Source organism: Crenothrix polyspora, assembly GCF_900163755.1.
Classification (GTDB): Bacteria; Pseudomonadota; Gammaproteobacteria; order Methylococcales; family Methylomonadaceae; genus Crenothrix; species Crenothrix polyspora.
In genome coordinates this window covers 18,317-41,673 of sequence record NZ_FUKI01000165.1, presented here as the reverse complement: position 1 = coordinate 41,673, position 23,357 = coordinate 18,317, and the positions used below count along the sequence as shown (strand labels likewise).

Below are 23,357 nucleotides of genomic sequence, written 5' to 3'. Positions count from 1 at the left end.
CTACTGATTTGAGTTGGCTTCTTCCATTTCGGGAACGTGGGCGATAAGCCTGCGATATAATCCACTTGGCAGCAGGCTGAATAAACGGCATACCAACCAGGTTTGCCAGGGAAACCAATCGATGGCACGATCTCGTTCAATGGCCGTGCAAATACGTATCGCCGCCTGTTCGGCACTGAGCAGGTCTTTGACGCTGGCGCGTTCCTCATCGGTAATGATGGGGGTATCAACAAAGCCTGGAGCGACCACGGTGGCTTTTAGCCCTAAGGGGTGTAAATCGACACGTAGGCTCTGGAACAGTGTCACCAAGGCGGCTTTGCTGGCAGAGTAAGTACCAGCGGCGGGCAGGCCAATCATGGCGGCAATACTGGACACGGCGACAAGATGGCCTTGCTTGCGCAAGGTCATGCCCGGCAAGACGGCGGCGATGGTGTTGATGACCCCCTGTACGTTGGTGGCGAACACGGCATTTTGCACAGCCGCATCAAAGTGCAACACATCGGTTTTATGGTAGATACCGGCATTGGCAATCATTACCGTGCAAGACCCCAACTGTTGTTCCAGCTGTTGTACCGCTTTTGCCAATGCGTCTTGGTCGGTGACATCGGCGCAGGCATAGGCGACTTGATTAGGTGGGGCTGACAAATCAGCTAAGATTTGTTCAAGGGCGGCTTGCCGCCGGGCAATCAGGCCTACTTTAGCGCCTTGTGCCACCAGGTGTTCAGCCAGTGCCTTGCCAATACCGCTGGATGCGCCAGTTATCAGCACGCATTGGGCAGGCCAAAAAAGATTTTTTACTCGCATCAGGCCACCTTCTTGTCTAGGGTTACTACAACGTCATCGACTAGCGGTTCAGGCAATAAGGGGATGGCTTTTTTATCTTTCATAATCGGCAGGAAGGCATTGCCGACACTGGCCATTAAGGTGAGGGTCTGCAAGGCGAGGGCACTGAAAATACCAAAATGCAACAGAAACACCCCGCTAGCACACATCACGCTGCCACCTATCACGGTACTGAAACCTATGTGCAGATTATTGTCAAACTCCTGCGACAACTCAAAAACATGGTCAAGATGGTTCAACGTGCCGTCCATCATGATGATTTGGGCTGTATCCACAGCAGCACTGGTGGCACCGCTTAAGGAAATAGACACATTAGCCTGTTTGAGGGCAATGGTGTCATTGATGCCGTCACCAATAAAACACACGGAATGACCTTGTTGTTGCAGGTCGGCAATTAAGCTGGCTTTGTCTTCCGGTAAGGTTTCAGCAAAAAACAGCGCTATGCCCAACTCATCCGCCAAGGCCTTGGTAGGCAGATGGTGGTCGCCTGAGATAATGCACAAGGACAAGCCGCGTTGTTTTAAACGGCTAACCAGTACCTTGGCTTCTGGGCGTAGGGTAGGGTACATCACCAATGCGCCCGCCAGTTGCCTGTCGATAGCCACCATGATGAGCGAATGCCCCTTTGCATGGCTGTCGCTGATGCGATCTTGTAATTCGTCTGGAATGGTAATGCCTTCTGCCGCCATAAACCGGTTACTACCTACCCAAACCCAGTGGCCGTCAATGTGTGCCTTAATGCCGTAACCGACTTGGTAGGTGGCATCATCCAAGGGCGGCAACAGCAAGCTCCGTTCCTTGGCCGCCAGTAAAATCGCCTTGGCAACGGGGTGGCTTTGTTTCACCTCGGCCGCTGCCGCATAGCGTAATACCGTGTCTTCATCATAGCCAGCACACAGGTAAATATTACCCACATGGGGCTGTTCTAGGGTTAAAGTGCCTGTTTTATCAAACACCACGGTATTGACATTTTTTAAACTTTCCAGCGCGCGGCCATCCTTGATAAGGATACCGCTTTTGGCCGCGAGATGCAGGAAGTTCAGGGTGCTTAAGGGTGCGGCCAACTGAATGGCATCGGAGAAATTGGACAGCAGGATCGCAGTTGCCCCAATAGGGCCGAGCGTCAGCAAGGCCAACGCCCCCGTCCCCAAAGTCGGCAGCACTGCCTTGTTGGAGAGCTGCTCGCTACGAGTTTCAACAGAAGTCCGGTAATCGGCGGTACGGCTCCAAATTTCACCGATTTGCGCCGCCACTGCATCGGCACCGGCTTTTTCAACACGGATATGCAGATGCCCCGTCAATAAGGTGGTGGCGGCAAAAACCGCTTCCCCACTGCCTTTTTCAACAGGATGCGCCTCACCCGTCAACATGCGCTGGTCGATTGAACCCATGCCTTGGAGCACCGAGCCGTCCACAGGGATCATTTCACCGGCGCTGACCACGACAATATCACCGACTTTAACCGCGTCAAAGGTGGTTTCCACTTCTACGCCATCGCGTAGCAGCCACACAAAGCGAGCCTGCTCACCAAACAAGTTGGACAAGCTTTTTATCGAGTCATCCTTGGTCTTAAGCACCAGCTTGGCCGACAGGTAATACAGCCAGGTGCCCACCGCCCCCGCCATAAAAAAGAAGGGGTTGAGATGGTTGGCTAGGCCTAAGGTAATTGCCCCGCCGACTGCAATGCTGTCAACTAAAGATGGCTTAAGACGGCGCTCCTTCAGGCCATCGTAGGCATCCATAAACATGGGTACTAAGGTATATAGCAAGGCAGGGATAGCAATAATATGTGCGGGCGGGAACACGACCATCGCCAGCGTACCTACACCCACCACCCCTGAAGACACCTTGAAATAATGCTCGACAGCCTCGCGCTCTTCCGCTTTGGCATCTATTTCTATGGCAATGGCGGGACTAATTTCTGTACTTTCCGTAACGCTTGCCCCATCCAGTCCACCAATCAGGGTGATGAGCGGCGGTGATTTTTTCTGTGCCATCAGCCCCGTGGCTTTCACACCATAGAAACTGCTGGCCAGCACTAAAAGTGCCCCGCCCACCATTATGGTCGCACCCAGGCAAAGTTGATAACACGCATCATCCCACCTGCCCACTGGTTGTTGCGTGTATCATGTCCCATACGGCTTGCAGGCCTTTGATGGCCTGGTCAATTTCAGCGTCGGTGTTTGACGCGGTGATTGAGAAACGCGCCAGGTTACGATGCAGGGGGACAACGGGATACACCGCCGGTGTAATCAATAGCTTGTATTGCCATAACAGCTTGCACGCTTCAGTTACTTGCTCAACATTGCCGATGACAATACTGACGATCGGAAAATCGTTTTCGTTATCAACTTCATAACCAATGGCTTTGGCGGCCGCGACCAGCTTATGGGTCAATTGGTAAATGTGCCGACGTTTTTGGTCGCCTTCCACCCGGTTGACCTTAAGCCCTGCAATCGCACTGGCAAGGCTTGCCACCGGCGATGGCCCAGAAAACACGAAAGTGCTGGCAAGCCCCAAACGGGCTTTCATGGCATCGTCAAAACAGGTGATGACCGCCGCATACGATGAAAACGATTTGGACAGCGCGGCCACATAAATAATGCGGTCTTCAACGTAATCCAGACCAAAGTATTTGACGATGCCACGGCCACCATAGCCATAAGGCATGGCGGCATCGGGGTTTTCACCAATCACCCCCAGGCCGTGTGCGTCATCAATATAGATGACTGCATTGTATTGCTTGGCCAGCTGTGCCATTTCCCGTAGCTGTGGAAAGCCGCCAGACATGGAATACACGCCATCGATGGCAATGATCTTGCTTTGTTCTAGCCGGTAACGCGCCAATTTTTTTTCCAGATCGGCAAGGTCGTTATGGCCAAACTCCACCCACTGCGTACCATCGGCCTGCGCCCTTAAACAGGCTTCGTAAATGGAATGGTGCGCAGCGTTGTCCTTGAAAATAACACCGTTAAAACCTGCCAGCAGCGGCAACACGCCAAAGTGCAACAAGTGTACCGAGGGGAAAATCAGGGTATTGGGCGCATCCAGCAGTTCGGACAGCCCTTGTTCAAGATCGCTATACAGCACAGGAGAGGCCACGGCGCGTGTCCAGCTAGGGTGGACACCCCATTGCGCTACGGCGGCCGGAATGGAACTGATCACCTCAGGGTGCAAATCCAGGCCAAGATAATTACAGGAGGCAAAATCACAGCGCCACTGGCCATCAATGAACACTTGCCTGTCACGCTGCTCGGTCGCCGTCACATAGGTTTGTGGCACTAGCCGCAAGGTTGCCACCTCGGCATCTAAAGAGGCTGCATTTTTAGCATAGCCATCTTCACCCGCTACCGGCGTATCGCTTTGATTTTTTGTGGGTGGCTTGATGTCGTCCAGACGATCGAAAATCATGTTGGCCAACAACTGGGTCGTCGCCTCCTGCATGATGGTTTCCAGCGGGATGGAAACGCTTAAGGCGCGGTTCAGGCGGTTTTTAAGCTCAACCGTCATCAGCGAATCCAAACCTAACTCGTTCCAGCGTTGCTCGGACGATAAGGCCTGTGAACTAGGCAGACCCAGTACCTGGTTAAGTTGTTCACCAATATAGGTAACCAACAAGCCTAAGCGACCCGCAACCGGTGTATTTTGCAATTGTTGCAAGACATCAGAACCCACAGCCGGTTTGCTGTGTTGCACTTGTTTGCGCTGCATCTGGCTGACAAACGGTGGTAGCTTGTCCTGCGAAAATTGCTGCATAAACACCGACCAGTTCATCGGGAACACGCCGACTTGCACGGGGCTTTGCTGCATAGGGCGCTGCATTAAATCGGCTAGCACCTGGATACCGGCATCGGGGGCAATTTTGTCCAACCCCTCATCGTCAAAGGATAAATGGGCGGCCATACCGGTTTCTGCCCACGGCCCCCAGTTAATGCTCATCGCAGGCAAACCTAAGGTGCGGCGCTGGTGCATCAGCAGGTCAACAACCGCATTGGCCGCCGCATAATTGGTTTGCCCTGGTGAACCCATCAACGAGGCAATGGAGGAGAAACAAATAAAGAAATCCAAGGGCAGATGTTGCGTTTGGGTGTGCAACAGCCAAGTGCCTTGTACTTTAGGCGCCATAACGCTGGCAAAACGTTCCGGTGTTTGCTGGAGTACGGACGCATCATCAATAAGGCCTGCCGCATGGATAATCCCCCTCAACGGAGCGTGTGCCTGTGCCGTCGCCAACAGGTGGCTGACATCATCTGCCTGTGCAACATCGGCCTTAACAACAGAGACGGACACGCCTAGCTCAGCCAGTTCCTGTAGTACGCTTTGTGCTGATGGCGAGGTTGCGCCAGTGCGGCTGGCCAAAACAAGGTGGCGTGCCCCTTGCCCTGCAAGGTATTGGGCAACCTTTAGTCCCAAGCCACCTAGGCCACCGGTAATAATATAGCTGGCCTCTGGGTGAATGGCGGTAGCCGATGCTGTTTCAAAGCTTAACACGACTTTACCGATATGCTTGGTTTGCTGCATATAGCGGTAAGCATCGGCCACCTCGGTGACAGGGAAAACCGTGTGTGGTAACGGGACTAAAGTGCCTGTTTCAAAGCCGTGCATGACCTCAGCCAGCATAGTGGTCATCAGACTGGGGTCGGCTGTGGTAACCTCACCTAAATCAAACGGATAATACTGTGCATCGGGTCGCAGGTCAGCCACTTTTTCCGCTGCCCAAACACCAATTTTACCAATCTCGACAAAGCGGCCATTGTGCGCCAACACCTCGAAGCTTTTGGTGATAAAATCACCGTTTAAGCTGTTCAGTACGACATGTACGCCTTCACCCTGGGTAAGTTGCCGTATCTCTTCAGCAAAATCCAGGCTGCGCGAATTCATGACGTAAGGTATACCCTGAGCTTTTAAGGCGGCCCATTTGCTGGGGCTTGCGGTGGCAAACACAATGGCACCCAGTGACTTTGCCAATTGCACCGCCGCCTGGCCTACACCGCCGGAAGCGGCATGAATTAATACCCGTTCCCCAGGCTTAAGCTGAGCCAATGCCTGTAAGCCATAGTATGCGGTCAAAAATGCGGTGGGCACACCCGCCGCAGCTTCCAAGCTAATTATGGAGGGTTTATGGGCAATCAAGGCGGCATCAACGGTGACGAAACTGGCAAAGCTGCCTTCGGTTGCGGCAACGACTTCATCACCTACCTTAAAACCCGTTACCTGTGTGCCGATAGCCACAATGCGGCCAGCACATTCGAAACCCAACGGCACATCTTCGGCGCGATTAATGCCCAATACATCGGCATAGTAGTCTTTCAGCATACCTAAAGAATTAAGCACATCACGGAAGTTCAATGCACTGGCCTTGACGGCTATTTCAACCTCATGCAATGCAGGCTCGCGGCGGGTGATGGGGACAAGGTGCAATTCATCCGGCGACCCGTAGGCTGCCAATTGCACACGGAATGGCGTATCCGGTTGTTCCAGGCTTTGCGGGGTAGGGGGCTGGTGTTTATGCAGGCGCGCCACATAACGTGTACCGGCACGCCAGGCGATTTGGTCTTCGCCATCGTTAGCGCTAAGTTCAGCCATGAGAGCAGCAATAGAAGTTAGCGTAGAGGTTAGCGTTTGCTCAGGGGGTAAATCCAGGCACACACAACTTAATTCAGCTTGCTCAATCGCCAGGCTGCGACCCAATCCCCACACGGCGGCTTGCGCGGGCTGCAAGGATGATTCCCCACCGACAGCTTGGCCGCCACGGGTGACAAACCAGAGTTTTGTATCGACATTGAGGCTACGTACGGCTTGCACCAAATGCAACACCCCTACGCTCAACCGTTGCGCGATGTTAGTTATATCACTGGCCTGTTGCTGGACAACGGTGCTCCACAGGTAAATAATGCCACGGCAGGCCGTGCCTGTACTGATAAAAGCATCATTCAGCAGACGTTGAAAGTCCAGCGCTACAGTGGGGTTAATGACAAACGTATGGACATCAGCCAAAGTTTGTGGGGGGGCTGATGTTGTGTAAGTCTCACCGGCATTGACCAAGACACACGATTGCCAATTGTCGCGTAATTGTTCGGCCAGTCTGTCACCCAGGCCATCCGTATCAGTGAAAATAAGCCAGCGGCCAGAGGCATCAGTAACGCTTTGTTCCGTCAAAGGTTTAGGCTGCCATGCCAACTCATACAGCCAATCGGCCTGTTGCCTACGCAACAGGGCATCACGCGGGGCTTTGCGCATTTCAAAACCTTTGATGGCCATCAATGCCTGTCCAGACGCATCGGTCAAGTTAATGTCCCAACTGTATTTGCCCACCTGTACAACGTGGCACCACCAGAGAGTACCTTTGGGGATGGCATAGAGTGTCAGGCTATTGAGCATGAAAGGCAACAAGGTATCCGAAGAAGCACTGTCATCCAGCGTTACGCCAGCCGCCTGAAAACAGGCATCCAGTAAGCCTGGGTGCAGGCAATAGCCTTCCAGGTTGCCGATAGCTTCAGGCAATGTTAATTGTGCCAGTGCTTCGCCATCACCACGCCACAACCCCGATAGCCAACGGAAGCTGGGGCCAAAAACAATGTATTGCTCAGCCGCCGTTTGGTACAGGCTTTCAGGGCTTATGCTGTCTTGGCAACGCGCCTGTAGTGTGGCGAGCGCCACAGTGGCACGATCAGCGGATAATAATGCTGTCAGATGCCCTGTTGCATGAGTGATGCTGTCGCCATCTGCCGTACTGATAAGCTGGAAAGTGTAAGCACGATCTTGGCTGTCTTGAACATTACCTTCCGGTGACAAAACGACCTGTACCGTCCGTGCTTGCGCTTCTGGCAAGATTAACGGTGCTGGGAAAACCACGTCTTCCAGTTGGCAAGCGGACAAGCCCATAAGCTCCGCCCCGCTGAGGAGCATGGCAATATGCGAAGCTCCAGGCACAACCACTTCATCAAAGACACGGTGGTCAGCCAGAAAAGGCAGTGCTACGGTACTGAACTCAGTTTCCAGCAGGGTTTCTTTAATCAGTGATGACTGCACCAGTTTATCGACCAAAGGCCGTAATTGGCCTGCACTGGCTTTTTTTGTGGCAGGTGTTGGTAACCAATGGCGTTGACGCTGGAACGGGTAAGTCGGCAGATTGACACTATGGCGCACATAGTCGCTATCAAACCCCTGCCAATCGATGGCAATGCCACGAACAAACAGCTCACCAAGGCTGTCCAGCATCTGCTGCCAATCAGCGCGGTTTGATCGTAAACTGGGTAGCCACACTGCACTGTCCGTTGTTACGCATTGCCTGCCCATACCCAGCAAAGTGGGCTGGGGACCTATCTCCAAGAAAATGGTACTGCCTATTGCCTCAAGTGTCTCCATGCCGGCATTAAAACGCACCGCATCACGGATATGCTGTACCCAATAGCTGGCGTGGCACATATCCTGTGTGACCAATTGCCCAGTCACATTGGAGACGATGCCAATCTGGGGCGGATGGTAGCTCACGGTGGCGGCTATGGCCTCAAACTCGGCGAGCATGGGATCCATTAACGGGGAATGAAAAGCATGGGACACGGTGAGCGGGCGTGTTTCTACACCTTGGGCGGAAAACTGTTCAGCAATGGCCTGCAAGGCGTGTATTTCACCAGCGATGACGACACTTTGTGGGCCATTGATGGTGGCCAATGAAACGGTCTCAGAATAAGGTTTTATCAATTCCGCCACACGGGCTTCATCAGCGCGGATGGCCATCATGCCGCCATTATGCGGCAAGGCCTGCATCAAGCGGCCACGAGCGGCAATCAGGCGTAAACCATCTTCCAGGCTAAAAATCCCTGCAATACAGGCGGCGCTATATTCGCCGACACTGTGACCGATCATGACATCCGGTTGCACTCCCCAGGATTGCCAGAGACTGGCCAAAGCGTATTCCAGTGCAAACAGTGCGGGCTGCGTATAGGCGGTCTCGTTAATCAATTCCGGTGCAGCAGACGATGATGGTCGGTCTGGGTAGAGGATATCCAATAAACGGTGTTCAAGATGGGGTTTTAACAGCGCATCACAGCGGTCTAAAGCTTTGCGAAAAGTGGGCTGGCTGTCGTACAGCTCACGCCCCATACCGGTGTATTGTGACCCTTGTCCGGTAAATAAAAAAGCCACTTTTTCTAAATGGCTGTCTGTGCCAGAATTAGAAACTACCGTGGATGTCGAGCCTTTTGCAAATGCCGACAATTGCTCGCTTAATAATTCTTGAGTATCCGCCGCCACGGCAAGCCGGTGCGAAAATGCGGTGCGGCGGGTATTGGCTGTCCAGCAGATGTCCGCCAAAGGCGTGCTGTTTTCTGATTGCAGAAAATGGCCGTAATTAAGCGCCTGTGCAAACAAGGCTTCTTTTGTCCTTGCCGTTAAAGTCAACAGATGTCTCGGTCTGTCCATTGTACTTTCGGGTGTTTGCTGTAAATCTGGTGCCGCCTCCAGGACAAAATGCGCGTTGGTGCCGCTGTAGCCAAATGAGCTGACACCGGCGATACGGCGCTCTGTTGGCCACGGTGTCAGCTCAGTGACTACCTTAATAGGTAAACTGTCCCAGGCAATATGCGGGCTGGGGGTGTTAAAATGCAGGTTAGGGGGGATTTCGCCGTGTTGAAGTGCCAGGATGGTTTTGATCAACCCTGCCGCCCCTGCACCGGATTCCAGATGGCCAATATTGGTTTTTGCAGAGCCTAACAACAGCGGGTGTTCGCGCCCTTCACGAAACACCGCACCCAAAGCTCCCACTTCAATAGGGTCGCCTAACGACGTGCCCGTACCATGCGCCTCAATATAACTGACTTGGCTGGGCTTAATACCACTGTTATCCAAAGCTTGCTTGATAACGGCCTGTTGAGATGGGCCATTGGGCACGGTAAGGCCACTGCTGCGGCCATCCTGGTTGACCGCTGAACCTCGGATGACAGCCAAGACGTTGTCGCCGTCGGCTACTGCATCGGACAGGCGCTTAAGCACCAAGATGCCACAGCCTTCGCCGCGTACATAGCCATTGGCATCGGCATCAAAACTTTTGCAGCGGCCATCGGGTGATAACATACCGGCCTTGGAAAACACCACATAAATATCAGGGATCAGCGTTAAATTCACCCCACCTGCCAATGCCAGGTTGCTGGTTCGATGCCGCAGGCTTTCACACGCCAAATGCGTTGCCACCAACGAAGATGAACACGCGGTATTGACCGACATGCTAGGCCCTGTCAGTCCTAGTGAATACGACAACCGACCGGCCGCCGCACAGGTGTCATTGCCTGTGCCCATGTAGGCAACATGGGTGTTATCGGTTTGCAGGGAAATGTCAGATTGCAGGCAGAGTTTTTCGTATTCGCTGGTGGTGATGCCGACATAAACCCCCGTAGGGCTATTGTGCAATGTCGACGGTAAAATTCGGGCATTTTCTAAGGCTTCCCAACTGACTTCCAGCAACAAGCGTTGCTGGGGATCAAGCACAGCGGCTTCGCGGGGTGAAATACCAAAAAATTGGGCATCAAATGTATCAACGTGATCTAAAAACCCCCCGTGGCGGACGGACATTTTACCGGGCGCTTCTGGATCGGCATCGTAATAGGCCTTTATGTCCCAGCGGTCAGCAGGCATTTCCACCACCGCATCTTTGCCTTCCTTTAAGAGCTGCCAATACAGCTCAGGGTTATTAGCGCCGCCTGGAAAGCGGCAACCCATGCCAATCACAGCAATGGGCTCTGCATTGACCAACGCCATTTTGGAAGCCAATTGCTGTGTCGCCAAGGCTACTTTTAGCGGCGACATCTGCGATATTTGCTGAACTAGGGCATTCATTAAATTATTTCTCCTTTCATCGTTTCATACGGGCTAATTGCTGCTGAATATCGGCATCTGAGGTTTGGTCGATACCTGACAAAAAGGCCGCAAGATCATCGTCCATTTGCAACTCGGCCTCATCAATGGCTGGCACAGACGCTGTTTCCAATGCTAGGCCGAGGACGGAGGCGGCCAAATAATTAGCCAGGGTTTCCAGTGTGGGGTAGTCAAACAGCAAGGTAGCAGGCAATGGGCACTCCAGTTCAATTTCCAAACGGCCACGTACTTCAATGGACATAATCGAATCCAGCCCTAAATCCCGTAAACCTTGGCGTAATTCTATTTTTTGGCTTGTCGGTAAGCGTAGAATTTTGCCGATAATCCCACGCAGGTGTTCAATTAAGAGTGTCTGTTGCGTGTCTTTAGCCGTGGTGGTTAAAGTGTCTAGCCACCGGATTTTGGTGGTTTTCTGAGGTTCGTCCTGGGTTAATGGCTCAATGCTGACGGCGCTAAAAAATGGGCTTGGACGGTGGTCGGTGTCAAAGTAACGTTCCCATTGAAGAGGGAACACCCCAATTTGTGGGTTGGTTTGCCCCAATAAGGCAGCCAGCACCTCAATGCCTTGTGCGGGGGTAATTAATGTTTCACCACGGGCAAATAAACGCTGGCGCTCGATGTCTTCCATACGTGCCGCCATACCGACCTGCGACCAGCCGCCCCAGTTGATGCTAAGGGCGGGCAATGCCTGTGCTCGGCGGTAATGTGCCAAGCCATCCAGAAAGGCATTGGCCGCCGCATAATTGACTTGCCCTGGCGTGCCAATAACTGATGTCAATGATGAAAACAGCACAAAAAAATCTAAGGCCACGTCTTGGCTTAAAGTATGAAGATTCCATGCCCCTTGTATTTTAGGCCGCAACACCTTGGCAAAACGGTCGCGGGTTTGCTGTTGGATAACACCATCATCCACAACCCCCGCCGCATGGATAATGCCTTTGAGCGGATAGTCCGTATCCAAGTTTTCAAAAACGTGTGCAGCTTGATTGAAGTCGGCAATATCTGCCAAAGCCACGGTAATCGTCGCCCCAAGTCGTTCCAGGTTTTTAATAGACTGCCTGGCTTCTGCATGCGCACTGTGCCGCGCCATCAGCACGACATGCCTAGCACCTTGCTCTACCAGCCAATGCGCTACTTCAAGCCCCAAGCCACCGGTGCCGCCCGTAATTAAATAGGTGGCATTGCCTGTGATTGATAAGTCTGGTGGTGTCTTATTATCGATTTGTTCTTGATAGCGTGCTAAGCGAGCAACATAACGGTGCAGGCCACGATAAGCCACTTGGTTTTCCTTTTCAATCCCAACCTGTTGTCCTACATTAATTTCATTGGCCAGCTGTTCGGCAAGGTGCGTGCTGTCATCACTGGCCACATCCACCAAGGTGCAATGCAATTCAGGATGCTCCATGTGGATCACTTTACCCATGCCCCACAGTGTATTCTGTAGTAAACCGTTAACCGGATCATTGTCGATAACGGCTTGTGCGTTGTGTGTGACCAGCCACAGCCCTAAACGCGCCTTAGGGCAAGCCGACATGGCGTGTGTCAACACCAACAGTTGATGGCAAATACTGTCTGTTTCAGCGCTGAGGAATTCAGATTCGACCCCAGTGCTATGGCTTTGGAAATTCCATAAATGGATAACAGCAAATTTTTCCGTTTGGGCGGCAAATAATTGCTGGTAGTCTTGCGCAGATTCACTCCGAATAGAGTAACTATGGGTATCGATTTTGGCATAGGTTAGGCCTTGGAACACCAAGGTTACCGTACAGCCCTGCCTGGTTAATTGCCCTGCCAACTGATAGCCAACACCGGTGTCATCAGCAAAAATCAGCCACGCTTGATGCGCTGTTAACGGGGAGGGGATATTTTGTGTTATCGCTTGAGGCTGCCAGCCAACTGTGTAGAGCCAGTCTTTCCACACAGGCCTTGCCAACAAGGCTTCACTCGGTACGGGGCGCTCTTCAAATCCCAGTATATCCAGTAACACATCACCTTGTGCATTAAACAGCTGGATATCCCAGACATGTTCACCGGTTTGTTTGGCATGGCACCACACTGTGTCACCCATTGTTAGGGCATGTACACGGATATTGCGGATCAAAAATGGCAGCCACGTCTCTTGCTCATCTTGATCTAACAGGGTGCAGGCTGCCACCTGAAAACAGGCATCCAGTAAAGCCGGATGAAAGGCGTAGCCGTTAATATTGCCTAGCACATCGGGTACACGCAACTGTGCTAGAATTTCATCACTACCCTGCCAAAGACCTTGTAACCAACGGAAACTAGGACCAAATACAATCTGTTGTGCGGCAGAAACGCTATAAAACCGTTCTGGGTCGACCGTTGTTGTGCAACGGGCTTTTAATTGGCTCAGCGTATCTTTTGTTGCCGGTTGTGCAGGTTGCCCATGCAGTTGGCCTAACATATGGGTTTGGGGACGGGAGAGGTAATCGCCTTCAACCAGACTGATGAGCTGAAATGACGTAATCCCCTCACCGCCCGATGTCGATTCTTTGGGGCTTAGCACAACCTGGACGGTACGCGACTCATCGGCTTGTAACACCATAGCGGCTGGAAACAGGATGTCCTGCAATTGGCAGCACGCTTGTCCCATAACCTCCATACCGCTCAATAAAGTGGCTATATAACACGCCCCTGGCACGACATACTCACCGTAAACCCGATGGTCAGCTAAAAAAGGTAATGAGGTGATATTAAATTCTGTTTCAAACAGCCTGTCTTTTAAGAGCGGGGAGCGCATTATTTTATTGACCAACGGCCTTAAGGCGGCGCTGTGTTTCTGGGCAACCACTGGGCAACCGCTAAGCCAGTAAGCTTGGCGTTGAAAAGTATAGGTCGGCAAGGCGAGTTTACGGCGGGCATAATTTTGGTCAAAACCGACCCAATCAATATCCAGGCCGCGTTCGTACAGTGCCGCCAGGCTTCCCAGCATGGAGTGCCAATCGGCTTGTTGTGGCCGTAAACTTGATAACCAAAGGCCATCCCTGACAGAAATACAGTGTTGCCCCATGGTAATGAGGGTAGGTTTAGGCCCTATCTCAATGAATACATTACAGCCTTGTTGCTGTAGCGTTACCATGCCATCGGCAAAGCGCACGGTATCACGGACATGGCGTACCCAGTAATCGGCTTGGCACACCTCATGCTGTACCGGTTGTCCAGTGATGTTGCCAATTAGATTAAGACTAGGCGGATGGTAGCTTATGGTTTGCGCGACACGTTCAAATTCAGCCAGCATGGGATCCATAAGCGGTGAATGGAAAGCATGGGAGACCGTCAGCGGGCGTACGTCTACGCCATCGCTGTGCAAGTGGGCGGCTAGGGTTTGCAACACCTGATGCTCACCCGATAAAACCAAACTGTGTGAGCCGTTGATGGCAGCAATGGCCACGCTTACACTGTACGGCGCTATTATCTTGACCAACGTTGCCTCATCAGCCATAACCGCCAGCATTGATCCGTTTTGTGGTAGCGCCTGCATTAATCGGCCACGGGCGGCAATCAGGCGCAGGCCGTCTTCAAGGCTGAACACCCCGGCGACACAAGCGGCGACGTATTCGCCGACACTGTGCCCCATAACCCAATCCGGCTGCACACCAAAAGACTGCCATAATTTGGCCAGCGCGTATTCGATAGCGAACAGCGCAGGTTGTGTATAAACCGTTTGGTTAATTAATTCAGTTTCATCAGTGGCATACAAAACCTCCAGTAACGGGTGTTGTAGTTCGTTCTGCAATAGCTCAGCACAGCGATCCAGTGCTTCTTTAAAGCGGGGTTGGGTTCCGTACAATGCCCGACCGATGCCAAAGTACTGTGAACCTTGTCCGGTAAACAAAAAAGCTATTTTGGGTACGGGCAGCAGCGTGTAGGCGTTTGCAGGGGCTAACTGTGATTGTAGTTGATCGATCAATGTTGTCGTGCTATCCGCGATTAAGGCTAAGCGATAGCCAAAATGGTTACGACCGGTATTAAGGCTGTAGGCTACATCAGGCAAGATGCAATCAGGATACGTGTCTAGATACCCCCAATAATGTTGCACCATATCTGATAAGGCGGGGGCTGTTTTAGCTGATAACGCCACAACATGCAGTGGTCGCTCCAGCGTCGATGTTATCAACGTGTGCTGTGGAGCCTCTTCCAAAATGACATGGCCGTTAGTGCCACCTATGCCAAATGAGCTGACGGCCCCATAACGTCGGCCTTGTGCAACGCCCCACGGTTGGTTGGTTAAGGGCAGTTGAAAGCGGCTGTTGTCCAGGTTGATATGCGGGTTAAGCCGGTTGAAATTGATATTAGGAGGGATAGCTGATTTTTGCAGGCACAGCACCATCTTGATGAGCCCTGCAATGCCGGCCGCGCCTTCCAAATGGCCAATATTGGTTTTAACCGCGCCCAAATAACAGGCACCTTGTGGGCTGGCCAGTCCGTATATTTCTGCCAAGGCTTCAACTTCTATCGGGTCGCCTACTAAAGTCCCTGTGCCGTGGGTTTCAATAAAGGTAATCTGAGCGGCCTCTAGTTGGGCAGCGTTGAGGGCTTGCTGTATCACCCGTTGCTGTGAAAAACCATTGGGGGCGGCGATGCCATTGGTGCGGCCATCCTGGTTAATGGCAGCGCCGCGCACCACAGCCAGGATCGGGTCATTATCCCGTAAGGCATCGTTAAGGCGTTTGACGACCACCACACCGCAGCCTTCGCCACGCACAAAACCATCGGCATCCGCCGAAAAAGTACTGCATCGACCCACCGGTGACAATATGCCCGCTTTTGCACCAATCACCTGCATCTCAGGCGACAGCATTAAATTAACGCCGCCCACCAGTGCCAGGTCACACTCACGTTGCCGTAAGTTCTGGCAGGCCAAGTACAGCGCCGTTAACGCGGAGGAACACGCGGTATCCACCGACAGGCTAGGGCCCTGTAAGTTTAAGGTGTACGATAGCCGATTGGCGAGCAGGCTATCGAGTACACCGGTACTGACATAAGAGTCCACCAGATGTAATTGTTTGCCGAGTAAGGCGTGGTAATCACCCACCATGTGGCCAATAAATACCCCTGTGTTGCTACCGGCGAGTTTTTCAGGAGCCAGTACGGCATTTTCCAACGCCTCCCAAGCGGTTTCCAGCAGCAAGCGTTGACGCGGATCCATCTGCTCGGCCTCACGCGGTGAGATGGCAAAAAAAGCCGGATCAAACTGGTCAATGCCCGCTAAAAAACCACCCCAGCGCGAATAGCTTTTGCCGGGGGTGTCAGGGTTGGCATCGTAGTATTGCTCGACATCCCAACGATCTTTGGGGATTTCGGTCACCCCATTGCCGCCGTCCTGCAAAAACTGCCAAAACTGTTCGGGTGTCGTCACGCCACCTGGAAACCGGCAGCCCATGCCAATAATGGCGATCGCTTCCCTTTCATCTGTGGCTTGCTTTGTTACAGGGAGGGGTGTTTGTTCGACAACTCGTGCCGATGCCACATCAAAGGACAGCCGCTCAAATACCACCACCGCCAACTCATCAATGCTGGGATGATTCCATAATAAGGTAATGGGCAGTGCCAAACCGGTCAGTTGCACCAGCCGGTTTTGCAGCTCGGCGGCGCGAATAGAATCAAAGCCTAAGCTTTGAAAAGCCGCCGAACGGGAAATTTGCGTTAAATCAACGTGTAAAGTGGCGGCAACCTGCTCATGCAGGTGATCTGCAATGACGGCAATTTGTTGTGCTTTAGGCACGCCCGCCACTGCGTGCAAGGCTTGCGATAACGGCGGGACATCCAGACTTATGGGCTGGGAGTGCAAGTGTTTTTTCAGCACCTTGCCCAACGGGCTACGCGGAAGCCGGTCACGGAATTCAATGAGTCGGGGCAATTTGTACGCAGCCAAGTGTTGCCGGCAATGCGCCAAAATATCGGTCTGATCGCACCCGTCTTCGGCAACAATGACGGCTTTAATCAGTTGCCCGCCCTGTACCATCTCTACACCCAAAGCTGCGGCTTCACGTACTTTGGGGTGTGCGTGTAGCACTTCCTCAAGCTCGCCAATATCTACCTTATAACCACCCACATCGACAAAAGTTTGTTTACGACCGGTGATAATTAAATGCCCCCGCGCATCCTGTTTGCCTATATCACCGGTATCGTAATAGCCGTCACGAAAAACCTGGGTAGTTAATTCTGGGCGGTTATCATACCCATTGGGCGGAATAACCGGACTTTTTACCCAAATGGCACCCTCGCTATCCCCTTGTATTATGTGGCCGTGTTCATCGCGGATTTGAATAGCCACATTGCGTAACGGCAGGCCTAACGAACCAAACACCATGTGTTCGGTAGGGTCAGTATTGACACAAATAGAACCGGCTTCGGTGGAACCGTATAAGGAACGAATAGCAATACCAAAACGCTTTAAAAATTGCGTATAAGTGTATTGGGGCAACACATCGCCGGATGAAATACATAATTTAAGCCCCGACAAGTCGACGACCCTCTCCGGTGGTAATTCGGCCAGCGCGGCAAACTGGTAAGGCACGCCTGGAAAAAAGCGAATGGCTTCTTGGCGTATCAATTCCAGCACACGCGCAGTACGGCTGACAAAAGGCGTATCAACAATCTTGCCATTATCAACGACAGGCTCAAGCAGCACCAGCGTAGCTCCCGTGTAAGCCGCATCCAATAAACCATTGCCAAAGCCGTAGGAATGGTACAGTGGCACAGTACACAAGATAGCATCATCTGCACCAAGGCCAACCGTCTCAACAAAGTTATGGGCTTCGTAATATAAGTTTTCCTGAGTGCAACAAAGCCGCTTGTATTCGCTGGTGGAACCTGAGGTATAAAGATAAAGCGCATTCCCTGTTATCATCCCAGAGGGCAGGGGCGGTTCAGCATTATCGACAAGATCGTCAAAACCCAGCGTCGATCCTAGCGTTTCACCTAAGACTACCAACTGAACCGGCCACGCCATTTCTGCAATTATTTGTTGGCACAACGCTGCCCTGGCAAGGTCGGTTATAATGATTTTAGCATTGGCATCCACCAGGAAGCGCTGCATTTCGTCCTGGGTGTAATGCGGATTCAGCGGCAGCAAAACCGCACCCAAACGGGCACAGGCAAACAAGCTGATGACAAATTCAGGGCAGTTGGGCAACGCCACCGCCACACAATCGGCGCGATTGATACCCAGGCGCTGCAAGCCAACACTGCCACATCCTGCCAGCCGATGCAGCCCAGCATAGTTGATACGTTGTTTACCTTGAACAACCGCTGCTTTGTTGGGTGTTGCCTTGGCGGCACGTAGCAATAATTGGGTTAACATAACCTAGGCACCCGCCTGCCGAGCGGCTTGCACCAAAGCACCGCTACGCACCAGGTGCAAGGCCTTTCGGATATCAGGGTACAGCACCCTATCTTGCGTCAAAAATTCCACGCCCGCCGCCCGCATACAATCGTAAGCGGCTTTTGTGCCTGTGCCAGGCTGTAGGTCTTCATTGCCATGCTTGGCAAGCTGCAAACCGATGGCCTGGGTGGCACACAGGAATTCCAGAGCCAAAATATTTTCGACATTTTGCACGATTTTTCGGGCATGCAGCGCGGCATTAAGGCTCATACTGACATGATCCTCCTGATTGGCGGAACTGGGTATAGAGTCAACACTGTCCGGATGTGCCAGCACTTTGCAATCTGATACCAGGGCGGCGGCGGTGGCCTGCAACATCATCAGGCCGGTGTTTAGACCTTCGGTGATTTTCGGCTCGTCGATCAAAAATCCGCTTAAGCCATGCTGGGGGTTGATTTTCTGGACAGGGTCTTCATAGGTCTTGCTGGGGTAGTAGTCGATAAGATTGAACATACGGCGATCTGAAATACTGCCCAGCTCGGTCAAAGCAATGCTTAAAAAATCCATCGCCATCGCAATCGGCTCGCCATGAAAATTACCACCCGACACGGTCTTATAATCCCGTTCCAGGTCGAGGAAAATTAACGGGTTGTCGGTGGCGGCATTTAAGTCCATCTCCACCCATTGCCTGGCCAAGTCCAAGGTGTCGCGTATCGTGCCCAGCACCTGCGGCGCACAGCGTACAGAGTAGGGGTCTTGGGGCGGCACACGTTTGGGCTGCGTCTTCAAGTCGCCTGGATCAAGGATTTGGCTGCCCTCTACATAAAGCAAGATTTGGGCGGCAATTTTTTCCGCACCAAGATGGCCACGCGCCCTATGCACATGCGGGTAGAACGGGTCACGGAAACCACGTATGCCTTCCAGTGTCATAGCAACCACCAATTCGGCATTGTCGAGCAGGTTCTGGGCATCATGCACCACCAGTGCCGCAATGGCCGCTGACACGGTGGCACCATTGCTCAAAGCCAGGGCTTCTTTGGCCTGCAATTCAATCTTACCGCCTACCGATGCCATCGCTTGCGTGCCGGATACCCGTTGCCACAAAGTTTGCTCACCAGTACAAGGTGATTGTGTCAGGTGAAAATAAGGCGGTGTGCTAGCATTATCCTGTGATGTATTAACCGCACTGGGCACAAACGGCACAAAGGCTTCACCATCGGTGGTGTCTAGCTTTAGGTCAATATCGTCCGCTGAGTCTGGCTGTGGTGCGTGGCACATCACCAGCAACAGATGGCATAACGGTGCCAGATCACCACTCGCACCCAGTGAGCCCTGTTCGGGCACAGCCGGATACACCCGGTTATTGAGCATGGCGACCAAGGTATTAATGATGACCGGGCGAACACCCGAATAGCCTTGCGCCAAAGATTGTGCGCGGATCAGCAAAGTGGCGCGGATCACTTCTTCGTCAAAATACGGCCCTACCCCAACAGAGTGGCTGGCAATCAGGTTGCGCCCCAACACTTTAGTCAAGTAAGTGCTATCAAGTGCCGACCGCCCTGCCAACGCGCCAAAGCCTGTATTGATGCCGTAATAGGCAGAGGGCTTATTACCGTTAGCCTTCGCGTCGGCGATGTCACCGACAGTTTGCATCACCCACGCTCTGCTGGCTTCAACACGCGCCAGTGCATCAGGAGAAAGCGCCATAACCGCTTGCCCTAGCCGGGCTATTTGCATGAGCTGAGTTATACTTAAACGCTGGTCGCCGACTTGGAATAAGGTATCGTTGTTAGCTTTGTCAACGGTGTTTTGGGAATTTTCCGACATATAGAATGAGGCCTTAAAAAATAATACGCGAGGTACTGGTCATACGCATATCGCGTGATTTCCTAATGTCCCTGATGATATTGACCCGCTTTAACCAGCGGTCAGTGCCGTCATACTTGGCCGGGTATTTGAATGGCTTGCGGCCATGCAAGGCACGGTAGTTGTCTATAAAGCAGATTTCTCCTGCTTCCAGTTCCAAGTCAACTTGCGCCTCATACACCGCACTGTTAAAAGCTTGTATAGCAACACTTGCCTCTTCATCCAACGCATCCATGTAGACATGGCAATCCACACGGATATAAGGTGATTTAGGATCGCCAAAGAAGATGGCAATCGGTTCAGGCTGGCTGTTCATTTGGGTGATTTTGGCATCTGAATGTTGCAAAAATTGCTTAAAATCGTCTTCACTCAATTCATCGACTTTAGCAAAACGGTGTTTTTCAAATTGGCTGGCATCAGGACGGATGACAAAACGCGGCTCAAAAAGCGTATTAATAATAGGCTGGGGCAAACGGGATACAATTTGATTGGATACCAAGGTCGTTGCCGCCTGGCCTTCATTACGCAAACACATCATACCCAGGTAGTCACCGCGATAAGGGTGAAAGGCATCTTCGGTATGGAAGAACAATTCCTCTAAACTGCTGGAGCCGGTCTGGTCGGTTTCCTGGCCTTTTACCGGCGCGATATCATGCACAATATGCCCCGCTTGTTGGGTCGACCAACCCACAGGATCACCCAACAAGGATCCAAATAACACTAATAACATCTGTTCTTTAAGGGTTTGCAGGGTATCGCTTTTGCTGCCCCGGTCACGCGGGGTCAAGCCAATTTTTTGGTTGTCAATCGGGTAGCCGGAAATAACACACACCGCCGAGTCAGCTGATTCTTTTAAGCGGAAATCATTGATAAATTTTCGTGCCCGCAAGGGCAGGTCATGGGCACATATAACGGCCTCGTGTAAAAACTGGGGGTCTTCGGGTGTCTGGTATTGTGCCGCTAAACTCTCCAATAAGGCATCGATGCTCCGAATCTCGTCGTCAGTCAGTAAAAATTGATTTATCATGCCCACACCCAATACAAAACCCTTCTATTAGCCATCACTAAAATTACCAGCCCACGAAAATAAAGACATTCATACAATTTCCTTGCTTGTTGAAGATGATAAGCACACGTTAATACACGGTCGATGCTGACAAGATAGCCATCTAAGCTAAATAACTCAACACCCATTTTGTTAAGAAAAGTTAAGTCGTTTAAGCGCCGCCCCATAACTCCCCTGCCTTCCCCGCCTTAACGACAAGTATCAATTTTATCTGAAATAAAACCACGAATACAGACTAACATATTGATTATTAATAATATAAAAATTATAAGTAGTCGTATTTGGGGCGACCTAATTTTTCTCTAGGTACGTCTTGAGTGTTTGATACGTGGCCGCATGGCCATCGCCACGCCAGCTATCAAGCCTAACTGCGGGAGTAGGAAAGATTGTAGCAAGCCTATATGTAAGAAAATTGCCCCGCCTACCGACACGAGACTGGGAACGACAACGGCCGCCACCACCTTTTTTATATGTCCATCGAATTGCTGACCCATATCGAACAGGTAAGGCAACTGCTGGAGGGTTTTGTCCATCAGGACGATTTGCGCAACATCCGTGGCAACGGTGGAGGCACCCCGGATGGAAATGGAAACGTTCGCCTGTTGCAGTGCTATCGAATCATTGATGCCATCACCGATATAACAGATGTTCTTACCTTCAGATTGCAGCTTGGCGATCAATTCCGCTTTCTGTTCCGGCAGTGTTTCCGCAAAATAATGGTCTATGCCCAATTCCTGCGCGATCTTGCGCGTGGGCGCTTCGTGATCGCCGGAAATGATATACATGGACGTGATGCCACGTTCCCGTAGTTGATCGATATATTTCTTGGTGCCCTCGCGGATAGTAGCTTCGAGTTCAATCACCCCAATAACAGCATCCGCTAAGGCGACGGCAACCAACGGCAAACCCTGTGCATGGCAATGCGCCTGAACCTGACGGATGGATTCGCTAATGGGGATGCCTTCTTGTTCCAGAAAACGCAAACTGCCCACTCGGATAATCTGCCCTTCAACACTGACCGTGAGGCCATAACCCAGTTTATAGGCGGATTCTTCTACTTCCGGCAGTTCCACTTGCTGATCCGTGGCATATTGCAGGATAGCCCTGGCTATCGGGTGACTTTGTTTGGCCTCTGCTGCGGCTGCGTAACGTAGAACCGTGTGCTCCGAATAGCCCTCAGAGACATGGATGCGTGCCACACGCGGCTGCTCTTCCGTCAGGGTGCCGGTTTTGTCGAACACCACGGTATCCACCGACTTTAACAGCTCGAACGTATGCCCATCTTTCATCAAAATGCCATTATGCGAGGCGGTATTGAGGTAGTTCAGCACACCAATCGAGGACGCAATAGTCGCTCGGTATTTGAAGTGGGAATTGATGATCACTATCGCTCCTGTAAGACCCAGGAACGGTAATGCCATACCACATAAGACAATGGTGGGCAGTACCGTTTTATCCGTCATTTCCTGAGTCCGCAGTTGAATATCCGTTTTGGTACTGACGGTATTGTTGAGGATCTTGGCGATCTGGGCAGCCGTTGTTTCCTGCCCCGTCTTATGGGTCTGGATGTAAATCTTGCCGGACAGTACCAACGTCAGGGCAAATACTTCCGCGCCCTGGCCTTTTTCCACCGGTTGAAATTCTCCTGTCAAAATATGCTGATCGATAGCAGCAGAACCCTCACAGATCACCCCGTCGGCGGGGATAGTGCCGCCCGCGCCGACCACGACGACATCCCCTGTTTGCAGTTCGGTAAACGCTATTTCACGCTCAATACCATTTACCACAACCCAGACAGAATCCTGTTGCTGCTTAAAAACATCAATGATACTTTTTTTGGAATCGTTACTGATTTTATTTAATAACTTCAGGTTGACACTAAACAGTGCCACCGAGAAACCAGCCAGAGCCAGATAGCCGTTAAGCAGAAAAAAAACCTTATTTGCTGCCGACAACAGATCAACAGTGAGCTTTTTGTCCTTAAGCAAATTCTTATAGGTATGCACCACGGAATACTGCGTCATGTACAGAATTCCGGGCAAACTCAACAGCGCCAAGGGTGCGTAAATTATCTTCCCCGCTATCGCCAACCCCATCGACGTGAGTGCAATCGTCATATTGCGGTCGGTCAATGCTTGCTCTTTGCTTTTCCCGTCCAGCGTTCCTGGCGAAAACTCCTGCAACTGCTGGTTGCGGACATCACCCATAAACGGCATGATCGATGGTGGGGAATTTGTCAGCACCTTCGCCAACCTCCCTTTTTTTTGTTGCAGACGCTGACGTGCATACAGGCCGATACCCATAACCCCTGCTAATTCAATAAGCATGTTATTTTATTACCAGCAGTGTTTTTCAAGACAG

7 protein-coding genes are annotated in these 23,357 nt (G+C 51.8%); all 7 read right to left on the bottom strand.

What is annotated here, in order from left to right:
* The 7 genes from CRENPOLYSF2_RS16645 to CRENPOLYSF2_RS16610 all read right to left on the bottom strand — a co-directional run bounded on the left by CRENPOLYSF2_RS16645 (position 1) and on the right by CRENPOLYSF2_RS16610 (position 23,323).
* The gene (locus tag CRENPOLYSF2_RS16645; protein WP_087145077.1) at positions 1 to 804 is read right to left on the bottom strand and encodes an SDR family NAD(P)-dependent oxidoreductase; all 804 of its coding nucleotides are present in this window, start codon (positions 802 to 804) and stop codon (positions 1 to 3) included.
* Positions 804 to 2,954, bottom strand: a complete 2,151-nt coding sequence (locus CRENPOLYSF2_RS16640) for a heavy metal translocating P-type ATPase (RefSeq protein WP_140396890.1) — start codon at positions 2,952 to 2,954, stop codon at positions 804 to 806. Before CRENPOLYSF2_RS16640 ends, CRENPOLYSF2_RS16645 begins: the two co-directional genes overlap by 1 nt.
* Positions 2,938 to 10,677, bottom strand: a complete 7,740-nt coding sequence (locus CRENPOLYSF2_RS16635) for a type I polyketide synthase (RefSeq protein ID WP_087145075.1) — start codon at positions 10,675 to 10,677, stop codon at positions 2,938 to 2,940. Before CRENPOLYSF2_RS16635 ends, CRENPOLYSF2_RS16640 begins: the two co-directional genes overlap by 17 nt.
* Before the next feature lie 16 nt (positions 10,678 to 10,693).
* Positions 10,694 to 18,043, bottom strand: coding sequence for a type I polyketide synthase (locus CRENPOLYSF2_RS16630; RefSeq protein WP_087145074.1), 7,350 nt, complete (start codon positions 18,041 to 18,043; stop codon positions 10,694 to 10,696).
* Between the two features lie 3 nt (positions 18,044 to 18,046).
* Positions 18,047 to 19,891: an HAL/PAL/TAL family ammonia-lyase gene (locus tag CRENPOLYSF2_RS16625; RefSeq protein ID WP_087145073.1), complete on the bottom strand. Its 1,845-nt coding sequence runs from the start codon at positions 19,889 to 19,891 to the stop codon at positions 18,047 to 18,049.
* A 13-nt stretch (positions 19,892 to 19,904) separates the two neighbouring features.
* Positions 19,905 to 20,957 (bottom strand): guanitoxin biosynthesis L-enduracididine beta-hydroxylase GntD, encoded by a 1,053-nt coding sequence (gene gntD / locus CRENPOLYSF2_RS16620; RefSeq protein WP_087145072.1) that lies wholly within the window; start codon positions 20,955 to 20,957, stop codon positions 19,905 to 19,907.
* Between the two features lie 341 nt (positions 20,958 to 21,298).
* Positions 21,299 to 23,323 carry a heavy metal translocating P-type ATPase gene (locus CRENPOLYSF2_RS16610; protein ID WP_087145070.1) on the bottom strand — a complete coding sequence of 675 codons (2,025 nt, stop codon included), beginning with the start codon at positions 23,321 to 23,323 and terminating at the stop codon, positions 21,299 to 21,301.
* Between the last annotated feature and the right edge of the window lie 34 nt (positions 23,324 to 23,357).